General features: G+C 40.0%; 15 protein-coding genes. 11 read left to right on the top strand and 4 right to left on the bottom strand.

All coding sequences use genetic code 11. The features are described 5' to 3' along the window. Positions 1-10: 10 nt before the first annotated feature. The 6 genes from EHQ16_RS15795 (at position 11) to ptsP (ending at position 6,673) form a co-directional block, all read left to right on the top strand. The gene (locus tag EHQ16_RS15795; protein WP_135632178.1) at positions 11-1,420 is read left to right on the top strand and encodes a hypothetical protein; all 1,410 of its coding nucleotides are present in this window, start codon (positions 11-13) and stop codon (positions 1,418-1,420) included. After that, positions 1,417-2,193 (top strand): MlaE family ABC transporter permease, encoded by a 777-nt coding sequence (locus tag EHQ16_RS15790; protein WP_135583341.1) that lies wholly within the window; start codon positions 1,417-1,419, stop codon positions 2,191-2,193. Before EHQ16_RS15795 ends, EHQ16_RS15790 begins: the two co-directional genes overlap by 4 nt. Positions 2,194-2,201: 8 nt before the next feature. After that, positions 2,202-2,990 carry an ABC transporter ATP-binding protein gene (locus EHQ16_RS15785; protein WP_135632177.1) on the top strand — a complete coding sequence of 263 codons (789 nt, stop codon included), beginning with the start codon at positions 2,202-2,204 and terminating at the stop codon, positions 2,988-2,990. Positions 2,991-3,022: 32 nt separating this feature from the next. Next, positions 3,023-3,796, top strand: coding sequence for a mammalian cell entry protein Mce (gene mce / locus EHQ16_RS15780; RefSeq protein ID WP_135632176.1), 774 nt, complete (start codon positions 3,023-3,025; stop codon positions 3,794-3,796). 178 nt (positions 3,797-3,974) lie between these two features. After that, positions 3,975-4,883 carry a UDP-3-O-acyl-N-acetylglucosamine deacetylase gene (gene lpxC, locus EHQ16_RS15775; protein ID WP_135632175.1) on the top strand — a complete coding sequence of 303 codons (909 nt, stop codon included), beginning with the start codon at positions 3,975-3,977 and terminating at the stop codon, positions 4,881-4,883. Between the two features lie 62 nt (positions 4,884-4,945). Then, on the top strand, positions 4,946-6,673 hold the full coding sequence (gene ptsP / locus EHQ16_RS15770; RefSeq protein ID WP_135632174.1) for a phosphoenolpyruvate--protein phosphotransferase: 1,728 nt from the start codon (positions 4,946-4,948) through the stop codon (positions 6,671-6,673). An 80-nt stretch (positions 6,674-6,753) separates the two neighbouring features. Here the strand turns inward: ptsP and EHQ16_RS15765 are convergent, their stop codons facing one another. Next, positions 6,754-8,097, bottom strand: coding sequence for a peptide MFS transporter (locus EHQ16_RS15765; RefSeq protein WP_135632173.1), 1,344 nt, complete (start codon positions 8,095-8,097; stop codon positions 6,754-6,756). Further along, positions 8,076-8,642 (bottom strand): cob(I)yrinic acid a,c-diamide adenosyltransferase, encoded by a 567-nt coding sequence (locus EHQ16_RS15760; protein ID WP_135632172.1) that lies wholly within the window; start codon positions 8,640-8,642, stop codon positions 8,076-8,078. The genes EHQ16_RS15765 and EHQ16_RS15760 overlap by 22 nt, the downstream gene beginning before the upstream one ends. Before the next feature lie 203 nt (positions 8,643-8,845). Between EHQ16_RS15760 and EHQ16_RS15755 the strand changes: the two genes are divergently transcribed. After that, positions 8,846-9,694: a flagellin N-terminal helical domain-containing protein gene (locus EHQ16_RS15755; RefSeq protein WP_135632913.1), complete on the top strand. Its 849-nt coding sequence runs from the start codon at positions 8,846-8,848 to the stop codon at positions 9,692-9,694. A gap of 99 nt (positions 9,695-9,793) precedes the next feature. Then, the gene (locus EHQ16_RS15750) at positions 9,794-10,525 is read left to right on the top strand and encodes an OmpA family protein (RefSeq protein ID WP_135632171.1); all 732 of its coding nucleotides are present in this window, start codon (positions 9,794-9,796) and stop codon (positions 10,523-10,525) included. A gap of 104 nt (positions 10,526-10,629) precedes the next feature. On the opposite strand, the gene EHQ16_RS15745 is transcribed toward EHQ16_RS15750, so the two are convergent. Continuing rightward, a complete protein-coding gene (locus EHQ16_RS15745; protein WP_002982683.1) occupies positions 10,630-10,950 on the bottom strand; it encodes a YbaB/EbfC family nucleoid-associated protein in 321 nt (106 codons plus the stop codon). Between the two features lie 80 nt (positions 10,951-11,030). Here EHQ16_RS15745 and EHQ16_RS15740 point away from each other — a divergent pair, with 80 nt between their 5' ends. Next, the gene (locus tag EHQ16_RS15740) at positions 11,031-12,392 is read left to right on the top strand and encodes an ion transporter (protein ID WP_135632170.1); all 1,362 of its coding nucleotides are present in this window, start codon (positions 11,031-11,033) and stop codon (positions 12,390-12,392) included. A gap of 7 nt (positions 12,393-12,399) precedes the next feature. Here EHQ16_RS15740 and EHQ16_RS15735 read toward each other — a convergent pair whose 3' ends face one another. After that, positions 12,400-13,173, bottom strand: a complete 774-nt coding sequence (locus tag EHQ16_RS15735; protein WP_135632169.1) for a ParA family protein — start codon at positions 13,171-13,173, stop codon at positions 12,400-12,402. Between the two features lie 95 nt (positions 13,174-13,268). Between EHQ16_RS15735 and EHQ16_RS15730 the strand changes: the two genes are divergently transcribed. Continuing rightward, positions 13,269-13,649, top strand: a complete 381-nt coding sequence (locus EHQ16_RS15730; RefSeq protein ID WP_135632168.1) for a YopX family protein — start codon at positions 13,269-13,271, stop codon at positions 13,647-13,649. Then, entirely contained in the window at positions 13,646-15,124 is a 1,479-nt protein-coding gene (locus EHQ16_RS15725; protein ID WP_135632167.1) for a tetratricopeptide repeat protein, read from the top strand. Before EHQ16_RS15730 ends, EHQ16_RS15725 begins: the two co-directional genes overlap by 4 nt. The last annotated feature ends 29 nt before the right edge of the window (positions 15,125-15,153 follow it).

Genomic DNA, 15,153 nt, shown 5'->3' with positions numbered 1-15,153 from the left:
TTGAAATTACGTGGATTCCCGCTTTAAAATTCAATTCGGAATTGTTTTTTGTCTCTTCTTTCTCAGTTCCGGAGTTTTAGCCAAACTACCCAATTCTTTTACAGAAGATATCAAATCTGATTACCATCAATTTTGGTTTTTATATGAATCGGAAAAAAGAGGACGCCAAAGTTATTTAGCCTTTCGCCCCTTTTACATTGGTTTCCAGGATAAAACCTATGCCTTTCGTTTTAAAAGTTATCTCTCACCTTTTTATTATAAAGAAGAAACCAATTACTGGTATACTTGGTCCTCCTTGTTTTTCTTTAGTGGGACAGGATTCAAACATGAAGAAGGTGACGAAGACGAAGACATTCTTTTCACTCCTCTTTTGATTTGGGGTAAGGGAGAATCACAAAGAGAAAACTATTTCAGTGTTTTTCCTATCTATGGAAAAATCAGAAACAAACTTTCTTACCAAGAATTAGGTTATGTTCTATTTCCTATATATTCCGAATGGAAGTACAAAACCTATGAAGCCAAATCCATCGTTTGGCCCTTGGTGATGTGGGGAGGCTCTGAAACAAGGAGTGATTTTCGAATCTTCCCACTCTATTCCAAAAAAGAACATGAAGGAAAGTACAAACGCCAATCCTTACTTTGGCCTTTTTTCCAATGGGGAGAAGAAAGATTAGATAAAAAAGAGCCAACCTCCTATTCCATTTTTTTCCCCTTTTATAATAGTAAGGATTCAAAAAATGGGAACATGAAAAGTAGGGCCTATTTTTGGTTTCCGATTTTAAATTCTTTATTCTCTTACGGGTATGATAAAAAAACAGGGCAAACCAACTACACTGCTCTATTTATCTTTTTCCAATACACTACCTCTGAAAAAAAAGATACGGAGAAACTGGTATTTTTTCCTTTTTACGGACATTCCTATTTCGCGAATAAAGAAGCTGAGTTTGTCACTCCATTTTACATCCGTTTGTCGCAAAATACCTCACACTTAAAAGCCACCTCTCATTTTTTATTACCTTTTTATTCCCATATGAAAAGTGAATATGTCCAAACTGGTAGAGAAGATTATTACTGGAAACTTTGGCCCTTATTTCGTTACCACAAAGATCCCGATGGGAATTTTGGTTGGAATACCCTTGCCATCATTCCCGTTCGTTTTGAAGTGATGGAAGATGTTTGGGAACCAATTTTTTCTATCATTGAATACAAAAGGTCATCCAATGGAGAGAAACGTTTGCACTTAATCACAAGGTTATACTCACACCGGTGGACAGAGGATGAAACACATATCCATATTCCCATTTTAGCGGAATATTCAAAATCACCCACTGGTTTTCGTTATGACTTTGCTTATGGGCTTCTTGGCATTGATACTCGAGATACAAAAAACAAATTCAAACTCCTTTGGTGGGAAATATGAAACGCATTTATTCCAAAACCTTGGAACCTTTACTCTATGCCATAGGTTACACTGTATTACTTCTTTTCCGTTCCATCGGCCAGTCTCACCATCTCTATTTCAAACGCAGAGAAATTCTGGAACAAATGTTCATTGCTGGTGTTGGGTCTCTATTTGTAGTTTCTATCGTTTCAATTTTTACAGGAATGATCCTTGGACTGAACACAGGCCTTGGGCTCAGGGACTTTGGAGCTGAGGGTCAAATTGGACTTTTACTCACCATCACCCTCACTCGTGAAATGTCTCCCTTTATGACATCTCTGATCTTGGCAGCTTCTGTAGGTTCTGCGATGGCCGCTGAAATTGGAACCATGAAAGTTTCCGAAGAAATTGATGCATTAGAAGTGATGTCGATAAATCCAATCCGGTATCTTGTGATGCCAAGGATTGTGGGATTTTCTCTTATGGTTCCTGTACTTTGTGTGTATTCTGCCGCCTTAGGAATCTTAGGTGGCGGGATTGTAGGGCATTTTCAATTGGGAATTGATATGATCAGTTACTTCCAAGATGTCTATTATCGTATTTCTTCTGTTCCAGGTCTAAAGGATTTATATGTGGGGCTCTTAAAAGGATATGTCTTTGGAATTGCCATCTCTACCATTTCTTGTAGCCAGGGACTCCGAACCGAAGGTGGTGCCATCGGTGTGGGTCAGACCACAAGACAAGCCGTAGTCACTTCCTTTCTTATGGTCATTTTTTCTGGTTATGTGCTGACAGCCTTATTTTATAAATGAAGGAAATTATGGAAACCTTTGCTATTGAAATGAAAAACGTCCATAAAACTTTCGGCAAACGAAAGATCTTACAAGGGATGAATCTTACCGTCAAACAAGGAGAGACGATGGTCATCCTTGGCCCTTCTGGTACAGGAAAATCGGTCAGTCTCAAACATATCACAGGGCTTCTCGATCCCGATGAAGGAGATTGTCAGATTTTTGGAGAATCCATTGTCACTGCAGGTGAAAAAAAAAGAGAAGAACTAAGATCCAAACTGGGAGTCCTTTTCCAATCAGGGGCTCTCATCAACTGGCTCACCGTGTATGAAAATGTGGCACTCCCCTTACGAGAACATAAAATTGCGAATGGAGCCGAACTGGATCGGATTGTGATGGAAAAATTAAAATGGCTAGACCTAGTTCCCGCCAAAGACACGTTACCCAGTAATATCTCAGGCGGGATGAAAAAACGTGTGGGTCTTGCTCGTGCCCTCACTTCTCAACCTAAAATCGTGTTATACGATGAGCCCACATCGGGTCTTGATCCCGTTATGTCCAATGTCATCAATGATCTGGTGATTCGTTTGCAAAAGGAACTTGGACTTACCTCTGTTGTGGTCACACATGATATGAGTTCCGCCTACAGGATTGCGGATCGGATTAGTTTTCTCTATGAAGGCAAAGTCCTGTTTTGCGGAACCTCTGAAGAAATTCAAAAATCACCGAACCCGGTCATCCAACAGTTCATTCACGGAAACACAGTCGGTCCAATGATTCTGGATCATTCTGAATTAAAAAAAGGAAAATCCAATTGACTTTGCTTCTTAGTCCAGGAGAACTTTAGGGAATGCCTACTATAGGTCGTGCTCTCATCGTCGGTCTTCTTTTTATCTTTTCACTGGTGGCTGTGGGTTATTTTACTATTGTCACAGAAGGTGGCCCTTTTCAAAAATCGGGTTACCAACTCCCCGTCTATTTTCCAGATGCAGAAGGGATCAAAATCGGGAACAAGGTCACAATCCATGGTGTGCCCTTTGGATATGTTTCCAAAATTCGTTTGGTGCAAATCGATGAATATGGAAACCTTCTTCCCGATGGCGAATCAGGGATTGGAACCAAGGTGGAACTCACCTTATTACTCAAGGGAAAGGTACAACTTTTCTCCAATTACGAAATCAATATCAAAAACGAAAGTTTACTTTCAGGACGTGTGGTATCTCTAGATCCAGGTTCCAAGTTTCCTGTGGATCCCAAAACCAAAGAATACCTAATGACGGAACCAGCTCTTACCAAGGTGGAGATCTCTCCTCGTTCCGGAAAACTGATGCCGATCCAAGGAAAAGTGACCCAAGACCCACTGGTTTCTCTTTCCGAACTCATCGCAGAAAACCGCTCTGATATCCGTAAAACTGTCCAAAATATCGCAAACATTACCGGAAAGATCAATGAAGGCCAAGGGACTCTTGGAAAACTGATCAACGAAAGTGATGTCCACAAGTCGGTAAACACAACCCTCGGCGATGCCCAAGTGGTTCTGAAAGAACTGAGGGAAGGTTTGGAAGATACCAGAGAACAAGCACCTGTTACCAGTTTCATTCGTTCCGCACTTAGTGCTTTTTAAGCACTAACACGTAAAATACGACCTAATTTGTAGTAAAAATCTTTGGTTTGGTGCACAAATTGGGGCCGTCACATTCCCACCACACTGTTGTAAAAAGGAGACATTTTTTTGACTTGGGCTTCCGGTTTTGGAATTGTCCCTACCCCCTTTTCTACAAATTTGTAAGTAGGAACTGATTATGGTAACGGCGATACACAGAAAAACGATCCAAAACTCCATCACACTGCGTGGAATTGGGGTCCATTCCGGGAAAATGGTGACTTTACGGCTCCATCCTGCGGAAGCAAATACAGGTCTTATCTTTTATCTCTACAAAGGCACCCAAAAAATCCGGATTCCCATCTCCCTCGACCATGTAGTCGACACAAGTAACGCCACTACCATTGGAGATGGAAGTTCCAACCGAGTGCAAACCATCGAGCACCTTCTCGCCGCTGTCCATACCCTAGGCATTACTGATTGTATTTTTGAAATTGATTCCGTAGAAGTTCCAATTATGGATGGTTCCTCCCTGCCGTTTTGGGAAGGGATCCGCTCTGCAGGAATTCGGGTTTTAGATGAAACCATCGAACCCATTACCATTTCCAACCCAATTTGGGTTGTGGACGGGGACAAATACCTCGTCATGTTACCTTCCGACGAACTCAAAGTCACTTACAGCATCGATTTCAACCACCCCCTCCTCAGAGGACAATCTTACACCACAACCCTTGACGAATCCATTTTAGGGACAGACATCCTTCCTGCCCGAACCTTTGGGTTTTTGAAAGATGTGGAAGCCCTCCAAGCGAGAGGCCTTGCTATGGGTGGATCCCTCGACAATGCGGTAGTTTTGACAGATGATGGGTATTTGAACGAAACCTTACGTTATGACAATGAATGTGTCCGCCACAAAATTCTGGATCTCATCGGGGATTTGGCTGTGATGGGTCGACCCTTCCGTGGCCACTTGATCGCATCCAAGGCGGGTCATGCCCTAGACATTTCACTGGCGAAATGCATTATGAGCCAGGTTACAGGAAACGAACTCACCCAGTTCAAAAGCAAACGAGTTCCACTTTTCTCTAAAAAACAAGCCGTTCGCTAGAATCCGGCTTTTTTTACTTTCCAAACAGTCCCTTTCCAAAAGTATTTTTGCCAAGGGGACGGATGGAAGAAAAAACCACATTCAAAGGCATTTCAGCCTATCCAGGCACAGTCTACGGCAAAGTTTTCCGGTGGAAACAAACCAAGAGGAAACGGGAAGACCGTACAGACTTATCCCCAGATGAAATCAAAGAGGAAGTAGACCTACTGAAAAAAGGTCTACTCAAAACCGAAGAAGACCTAAGCGATTTAGTCCAAAAATCCAAAGCAAACATTGAACTATCTGAAATTTTAGAATCACAAATTGTATTTTTAAATGATCCCCTTTTCCGTGCTCGTGTTTTTGAACGGATTGCACAAAACAACGAATCGGCGGGTCTTGCCCTAGAAACAGCTGTTAGTTCTTTATACGATGAATTCCAATCCATCCCCGACGAATTCTTTAGGGAACGTGCCGACCATATTTTAGATATTGGAAAAAGGATAGAATCCAATCTTTATCCCGACAAATTGTCCGACCAAACTAAAATTCCAGAAGATGTCATCCTCGTCGCAAAAGAAATCACTCCCTCCGAAATGATCCAACTGGGCAAATGCCGCCTTCGGGGAATTGCCACTGACTTCGGTGGAAAAACCGGCCACACTGCCATCATTGCTAGAAACTATGGAATCCCTACCATTGTGGGTTTAAAAAACATCACCTCACATGTAGAAGACGACGATTATATTTTACTCGATGCCACAAAAGGGATCTTAAACCGTTCCCCTGGAATTGATGAAATCAAACTTTCTGGGATCCGAAGTGAAATTCACAAAACACAACCGGTTCGTGAAATCAGTGATGGTCCGAAAGAAATCAAAACCAAAGATGGAAAAAAGTTTTCTCTCCGTGCCAATATTGATTCCGAAGACGAAGTGGATCTGGCTTTTGAACAAGGAGCGGATGGGATTGGACTTGTCAGAACCGAAATTTTATTCATACGATACGTAGAATTCAAACCCACGGAAGAAGAACAGTTTGCTGTTTATAAACGAATTTTACTCAAAATGGTAGGTCGACCTGTGACATTTCGTGTTTGGGATATCGGGGCCGATAAAATGGAAAATGGATATGAAGAAGCCAATCCATTTCTTGGAAATCGGGGAATCAGGTATCTTTTACGCCATCCACATTTTTTTAAAGAACAACTGAGAGCCCTCCTTCGTGCCAGTGAATTTGGTACTATGCGGATCATGCTTCCTATGATCACAACTCTCTCTGAAATTTTACAGACCAAAACACTCGTAACAGAAAGTTTAGAGGAACTAAAAGCAGCAGGGCTTGTGATCACCAAAAAAATTCCCATCGGAATTATGGTCGAAACCCCGGCCTGTGCCTTAAACCTACCTTTCCTTGGAAATCATGTGGATTTTTATAGTGTGGGAACCAATGACCTCTTACAATACCTACTCGCAGTCGAGCGTAACAACCATTTGGTGGGAGATTTATACAACCCATGGCAGGTTGTGTTTCTCTTACTTCTTAAAAACATTGCAGATGTGGCCAATTCCCAGAAAAAACCCATTAGTATTTGTGGAGAAATTGGAAGTGATCCTATGTTCACAGCCGTTCTCATTGGTCTCGGGTTTCGGGATTTGAGTTCTGCCTTACCACTCATGCGTGAAGTAGGTGAAAAGGTTCAAGAGATATCCACTTGGAAAGCAAAACTTCTTGCCGAACAAGTGATTGGTCTTGCCGGCGAAGAAAAATTTGAAGAAATAGAAACACTAGTTTTAGAAACGAAGGGTTAAAAAGATTCTGAAACAAAGAGTTTCAAGTTTAAAAGTATCTAAAACAAATTCTTTTGTATTTTTCAGATTCACCTGTTTCCTTAATTCGTAGACCGTTCATTTGAAATTTCTTTTCCATTCAACAAAAGGAGGATGGATTTCTTTTTTAGGAAATAAATTCCATACAAAAGAAACGCACCCGAAAAAGAACAGATAACAAAAAATCCATAGAAGTTTGCCATACTGCCCCACTGGTTTTGGTATCCAGACAAAATCCCTGCAGCGTAATGACCAAAGGCATTGGATAAAAACCAAATTCCCATAAGAACGGATGCATATTTTGCCGGTGCCATAAAACTAACAAAGGAAAGTCCGACAGGAGAAAGGCAAAGTTCACTTAAGGTATTCCAAAAATAAACGAATACAAGAAAGAGAATCGAAACAGCAATTCCTGTTTCTGCATATTTGGCTGCAACAACCATCACCAAAAATCCAATCCCAAGTAAAATAAGGCTTAATACAAATTTCATTACTGGATTTGGGTTTTGATTCCTTCTGGCAAGGGAAGACCAAAGGATAGAAATCAGAGGGCCAAAAATTAAGATAAACAAGGGATTGATGGATTGTAAAACAGAGGCAGGAACTTCAAATCCAAAAAGAAACCGATCCGTATTCCTTAAAGCAAACAGATTCAGCGACGATCCCATCTGCTCAAAGGCCATCCAAAAGAAAATACTAAAAAAAGATAGAAGGACAATCAGTAGAATTTTAGGTTTTGTATTCTGATCAGGAGACACCGTTACATTGGCAGCTGTTAATGGATCTTTTTGTTTTTGCCAAATGGAAGCAGGCAATCTTTTGCTTCCGAAATAAAAAACTACCATTCCAATGGCCATTCCCACACCGGCAGATAAAAAACCCAAATGCCAATCCACACGTTCGCCTAAACTTCCACAAATGATAGGACCAATGAGACCACCCAAATTGATTCCCATATAAAAAATAGTAAATCCACTGTCTCGTAGGCCTGGTTTTCCATCATATAACCGTCCAAAGATGGTAGACATATTGGGTTTAAAAAATCCGTTCCCTAAGGCTAACAAAACAAGACCCAAATAAAAAAAGGACAAATCAGAAAATGCCAAAGAGATATGGCCACATAACATTAAAAAACTACCTAAATAAATAGAAAACTGATAACTAAGAAACCTGTCTGTTAAATACCCCCCAAGAACAGGTGTTAGATAAACAAAACTAGTATAAAATGCATATACTGCCCCTGCATCGGCATCAGAAAATCCAAGTGACTTTACTAAATACAAAACAAGGAGAGCTCTCATTCCATAATAACTGAGTCTTTCCCACATTTCTGTGAGAAAAAGTGGAGTGATTCCCTTGGGATGAATGTGAGATTCTATTTGGGCTATTTGGTTCGGCTTTTCCAAATGGTTTCCTCTTGTCCGATAGAAAAATTCGCAAAACGTGCAGCCGCAAATAAATAGTCAGAAAGTCGATTCAGATAAATTCTTAAATCGGAATGGATTTCCCCACCTGATTCAATGTATACGAGTAAGTCTCGTTCGAGTCGTCTACAAATGGTTCTGCCGATATGAAGGGCACTAGCCATGGAAGATCCTCCCGGTAGAATAAAAAATTTAATTTCTGGTAGAACTTCCATCAATCGATCGATTTCTTTTTCTAAACTTTCCACATCGGATGTGTGAACCACTGTTCCCTCTTTAGAATCCCTTGGCACATAACCCGCCAGTTCGGATCCAATCTCAAAAAGAAAACATTGAATACTTTTCAAATAATTTAGGAAAGCAGGTTCCAAACTTAAATCTTTGGTAAAGGAAAGCGCAAGGCCAATGGTGCTATTCAATTCGTCGCAACTTCCATAGAGATCTACCCTTGGATCTGTTTTAGAAACCTTGATTCCGGAAGCAAGGTAGGTCTGGCCACCATCGCCAAATTTGGTGTAGATTTTCAATTTCCTGCTCCTGCTCGCTAAAATTTCTTTACAGACATAAGTTTTTTGGTATAGAATATTCTGGAAAGGCAAAATTCACGGAAGAACCAAGGGCAGGCAACCCCTTCTCTTCCCGATGGGTACGGATACTCTGGGCAGTGGTTTTTACTTTTCTCCGCATGTAGGGAAACAGGCGGGTCATGGACACACAGGAGGGTGTGACAATGATTATCAATCACAACATCAGCGCGCTAGTTGCGAAACGAGCGCTCACAAACACGGGGCGTGACATGGACAAATCCATGGAGCACCTAGCAACGGGTATGCGAATCAATAGACCAGGGGATGATTCCTTGGGATTTGCTGTGTCCGAAAAATTAAGATCACAAATCCGGGGCCTTGGCCAAGCAGAACGAAATACCCAGGATGGTATGTCGTTCCTTCAAGTCACGGAAGGATCTTTAGACCAAGTAAACTCTATCTTACAGAGGTTACGTGAACTTTCCGTTCAATCGTCAAACGGGATTTATTCGAACGAAGACAGAAAACTTGTCCAGTTAGAAGTATCCCAACTTGTCGAAGAAGTGGAACGAATCGGAACTTCTGCCGAGTTTAACAAAATCAAACCATTGGATGGAAGATTTTCTCGTGCTTCCAAAAATCCAATGACCTTACAAGTGGGTGCAAACGGTTCAGAGAAAATAGAACTTTACATCAACACGATGACAAGTTCTTCCCTCAAACTGAAACAAGCCGGAAACAAGTTGACCTTATCAACTCCGAACAAGGCTTCCGATTCACTCCAAGTATTGGATGACGCGATCACCAAGGTCAACCGACTTAGATCTGACCTTGGAGCCTATTACAACCGATTGGATTTAACATTGAAATCACTCAGTAACAACTATGTGAACATTGTTTCTTCTGAGTCGCAAGTAAGGGATGCTGATATGGCAACGGAAATGGTAGAGTATTCCAAAAACCAAATCCTAACAAAATCAGGCGTGGCAATGCTTGCACAAGCGAACCTCCGACCGGAATCCGTAGTAAAACTCCTCACGGACAGATACTAATCCGATCGAAAAGAAACGGAAATCCTCCTTGCAAACAGGGAGGATTTCTTCAAACTTTGTCCTTATACTTATTAGAGAGTGTAAGCGAGGACAATCACTTTGAAACAAATCATCTCCGGAATTCTTTCCCTATCATTACTATCCACAATCTCCTGTGGTTTATCAGACAATACGAAAAGACTAATTCTTAGTACTTCCATTGGATGCGGTGTGGGTCTTGCACTCGGTGCGGTTTATGATGAAACACAAAGAAAAAAAGATTCAAAAAACAAAAAGAACGATTTCCAAAGACAAATCAAAGAATCTTTGGCAATGGAAAAGAAAAAACCACAAAACAAAGGTAAGATTGTTGGACTTGGCGCAGGTTGTTTGGCGGGTCTTGGAACAGGATTTTATCTCAATACTATGTATGACAACATGGCCGAAGAGATGAAAAAACAAGGAATCAATCTCGAAAAAACAGAAAGAGGTGGTGAAACAGTTGGTCTCACTGCGACTATGGACGGAGGAATTGCTTTCGAAGATGGAAAGGCTGACCTAAAAGGAAAAGGAAAAGAGAATATTGACAAATTGGCAGAAGCACTTGCTGCTTACCCAGAAACTAAAATCAATATCTCAGGACATGCCAACAAAACTGGGGCAGAAGACCTAAACCTACGCCTTTCTCAAGACCGCGCTGTGACTGCTAAAAATGCTCTCACAGGAAACGGTGTCGAAGGCAAACGAATTGGAACCGTACAAGGTCTTGGATCTTCCACTCCGTTAAAAGGTGTAGATCCAAAAGACGGATCCAACCGACGTGTGGAAGTGGAAATCGTTCCCGCTTCCTAAAACGAGAACGACATAAAAAAAGGGACAGTTTGTCCCTTTTTTTATAAGTAAGAGCCTACAGTGATGTAGGCTTTTTTATTTTTAGCTCAATGGAATGATTGAAGTTACATTCCGAGGCCTGGAAATCCACCCATAGCCTGCATTTGTTTTGCGGCACCTGCTTGTGCATCCTGAAGAGCTTTTGTATAAGCTTCTTGGATCGACTTCTCTAGAAGATTTTTATCCTTTTTATCAATCAATTCATCTTCGATCTGAATGGATTTCATTTGGAATTTTCCATCCAAAGTTACAGAGAGAAGTTTGTTTTTAGAAATTCCCACAAAATTGAGACCAGCAAGTTCCTTTTCCATGGTTTTTACTTGCGACCGCATCTTTTTCATCTGTTTGAGCATATCAAACTTGTTTCCGCCTGCTCCACCGAACATAATTACCTCTTTTCCTTTCAGGATTATTTTTCTGAAAAAAGAAGGCAAATATAAAACGCACCTTTGTCGATACTGAAACTATGATCCATCCGAATTCTCCTTACAAACGAATCTGGGATCTATTTGTTTTTATTTGTATCACTTACTTTGCCATCGAAGTTCCCATCCGGTTGGTCTTTCACTACAAACTAACGGCCGGGGTGAATTATTTTGAGAGAGCCATCCAAATTGTATTTGGAATCGATGTAATTTTGAATTTTAATACAGCGATTTTAAAAGACCGCCTCCTCATCCACAATCGTAAGATTGTTACCAAAACCTATCTTCGCACTTGGTTTCTCATCGATTTTTTATCAGCCTTTCCCTTTGATCTTTTTGGGGGATTTTTTTTCCAATACTTTGGCATCACAGATAGTTTGAAAATTTTGAGATTATTACGTTCGGTCAGAGTTTTCGAACTTTTCAAATCCCTCCGTCTTTTAGCGATTGGTGCTGATTCCGATGATCGGTTCAAACTTGTGGAAGTGATCAATCCCATGACCTTTCGTTTGATTTTTTTTGTCTATTGGACAAGTCTTTTTGCCCACTGGGTGGCCTGCGGTTGGATCCAACTGGGCCCTGAATTTTTGCCTGACAAAGATATGACCACAAGATACATCCGAGCCCTCTACTGGTCAGTGACCACACTCACTACAATTGGTTATGGGGATATCACTCCTGTGACCAACAAACAAACGATCTATACGATGGGAGTGATGATTTTAGGTGTGGGTATTTACGGATATGTCATTGGTAATATTGCTACCTTACTTTCTAATTTAGATGTGTCCCGAGTTACCTTCCAAGAAAAACTCAATACCATCGATAGTTTTATCAAATACAAAAAACTACCACCTAACCTTGCCAATCGCATACGTTCCTACTATGTCAATCTTTGGGAAAATAAACATGGAATCGATGAAACAGAGATTTGGGATAACCTTCCCTCTGGAATCAAAATTGATGTTTCCATGTTTTTACATAACCATTTGATTTCCGTAGTTCCTTTTTTTAAAAATGCACCTGAAGAATTAAAGAGAGAAGTTGTTTTAGAATTAAAACCAGCTTTTTATATGAAGGGAGATATCATCTTTAAAGAAGGAGATGTTCCGCACAATATGTACTTTTTATCCAAAGGACATGTGGAAGTGATCAAAGAAAAAACGGGAGATTTACTCGCCACACTCAACTCTGGATCTTTTTTTGGAGAGATGAGCCTTATAGACGATTCACTAAGAACTGCAACCATCAAAGCAGGATCTTATTGTGATGTGTATACCTTAGGAAAGGACAGATTCTCTGATATTTTAAAACACCATCCTGGATTTGCAAAACATATAGAAACCATTGCCAAAGAACGTAAAAAAAGTCAAACTACCAATCGAAAGAAAAAAATGAAATAAACCTCAGTTAAGGTTTTAAAGAAAAAATTGAGTGTTCGGGATCCACAAGCGCAATCGATTCGTCGGCTAACCTGTCAAAGGCATGCCAAGCATTACTGTCTTTTTTTAAAGGTTCCTGTTTTTCAGTTTTGGATTTGATGGTTTCTGATTTGGGAATTTCACCGAGGGTTGGAATCTCTTCGATTTGTTTTAGTTTTTCCAGAAGTTCTCTATGTTTTTTGGAGGGCCCAAACCAAGAAGGAACAAAGGCAGTTTTTTTCTTTTGGCTAAAGATGGTTTCCGTTTGTGTGATTTCATCCAAAAGTAAATTCACGGCACGGATGGTCCACTTACTCGGAGTCACCGGGATTAAAATCAGTTCCGAATTATAAATAGCAGTAGTGAGTTCATGTTTGGCCGACCCAGGTGTATCGATAATCACAAATTTATATGTGTTACGAACTTCATCCAAAGCACGTTTGAATTGTAAACAAAGGCTACTCGAATCGGGATTGTATTTGGTCAGTTTGGCCAAACTTAAAGTCGAAGGCAATACATCAAATTGTTTAGTTTCTCGAATGCACTCCGTCATTCGTTTCATCCCGAGGAGCACTGTCATCACATTGGACTCATCCAGAGAACTGAGATCCAAATCGGGCAAACAATAGTCCGTCAAATCTCCTTGCATGTCCATATCCACAACGAGGGTTTTTCCGCGCCGTGCCAGTGCGCATGCCAAGTGGGCTGCTGTAGTGGATTTTCCACTCCCTCCCTTAATATTGGAAACAGAGATGACCTTCATGGGGCATAGAATTCTCCTAATTCACCCATTGACCACTGATTTTTTTTTGAATTTTCCTTGGAAAGGACTTCGGTTTCGTTAATTTGGGTTCAGTTATGGCATTCACAATTCGGTTCCGAGTTTGGGACAAACAAGAAAAAGAATTCTCTCAGAAAGGTTTTAGTTTAACCCTTGATGGGAAACTACTTAAGTTTGGGCAACCTATCCCCAATGAAGACAATTTTATTGTGAACAGTTTTACCGGTCTAAAAGATAAATACGACAAAGACCTATTTGAAGAAGATATCATAGAACATACAGTGGCCAAAGGGGGAAACCTCACCCAACATACAGGGATTATACGATACAACAACGAACATGGCGCCTTCTATTTAGAAAACGGGCCTCCACTATTACAACTTTTTTCCATTAGAAAGGTTGGAAACCCTTACGAAAATCCCATTCTATTTGATTTGTATCTAAAAAGTAAGTCTTGAGATTTTTATTTTTCTTTAGTTCATCCCTATTTTTACTCAGTTTTCCACTTAGTGCCAATCTTTTAGAGGATTATTGGAAGGCTGTCCAAAACACTAAGGAAAAATTCGATATCTCAGACCATAGCCCGAAAAGGTTTAGTTTTCGATTTGGAGGCGAAATTCCAGGAGTCCTCCACAAAGAATCACTCAACCATGAAATCTTTTGGTTTTGTCAAAAATACTTAGACAAATACCACACAAACTTTCCTTACCCCAGATTCAAACAAGACATTAGGTCTCACCTAACCGATCTATATGGAGATCCATCTCAAAATTTTTTGAGTGGGAAACTTTCTTTTTCCTGTTTTTCCGGTTGGAAAGAAGGTAATTCTTTATTAAAATTATCTTTCTTTTTAAATGAGAACGAATTTTTTCCTTATCGTTGGGATTATTATGATTCGAAAGGACATTTGTTTTTAACCGAAGAAGACGAAACTAAAAACGGAAAAAAGAATAGTTTCACATATTATTCTTCTGCAGGTTGTCCCAAAGAAATTACAAAAGATAAAAATGATTTTGGTGCTATGGATGAATGGTGGTATTATAAAAACTGCCAACTCGTTCGGATTGAATATGATTCCAATGAAAACGGATTTAGAGAACGTATTTGTCATTATGAGAATGAAAAGGAATCATATTGTGAAGGAGTGGGAGAAAAAGAGGAACGAGAAGCCATTCTCTTAGAATCCAACCAAAAGTTTCCAGAAGCCCTAAAATTTTATCGAAAATCATTGTCAGAATATAAAAAGGAAGTTTCCATCGGTACAGCAAGAACCTGTTCCCTTCTAAAAAAAATTGCCAACATTGAGTATAACGAAAGGGACTTTCCCGCCTTTACCAAAACCTTGGATGAATTTTTTTCTTACCGAGTTTGCGAATCGGATTCCCTCGACGTTCTAATTTACAGATCCTATTATTATTTATATGTTTTAGGAGATTATCGATCTGCGAGAGATAGTTACTTAAAAACTGCAGAAATTTACCGCAAAACCCACGGGGAAATCAGTCCTGAAATTTCGTTAAATTTAGCCTATTCTCAATTTATGGATAAAGATCCTAATGCCTGTTTGGTTAGTTTAGAAAAACTAAATAGTCGTAGGCTCACAGCTTATCCACGGTTTTTCCTCTTTTATTATCGGGGTTCATGTGAGCTCAGTCTTGGGCGTTATGAAGATGCTTATACAAATTTAAAAAGGGCCCAAATTCTGGGAGGAGAAAAAGAGTTTTTACCTGTAGTTTATTATAAATTAGGAAGAGCTTCTTTTGCCACAAATAGGGAACAAGAAGGAAACCTTTGGATCAACCAAGCCTTACTGATTGATTTAGATTTGATAGAAAAAATGGTATCCGATCCCATTTTTGAATCATTCTTTCTTTCTCCTAATGGGAAATCGCTGAAAAGAAAATATTACTTGAATAAACAGAAAAAAGAGTGATAGTCTGCTCCAACGGAGACTAAAACGAT

Source organism: Leptospira kanakyensis, assembly GCF_004769235.1.
GTDB lineage: Bacteria > Spirochaetota > Leptospiria > Leptospirales > Leptospiraceae > Leptospira_A > Leptospira_A kanakyensis.
Note: the sequence above shows the minus strand (reverse complement) of the source record. Positions and strands in the feature narration are given on the sequence as shown.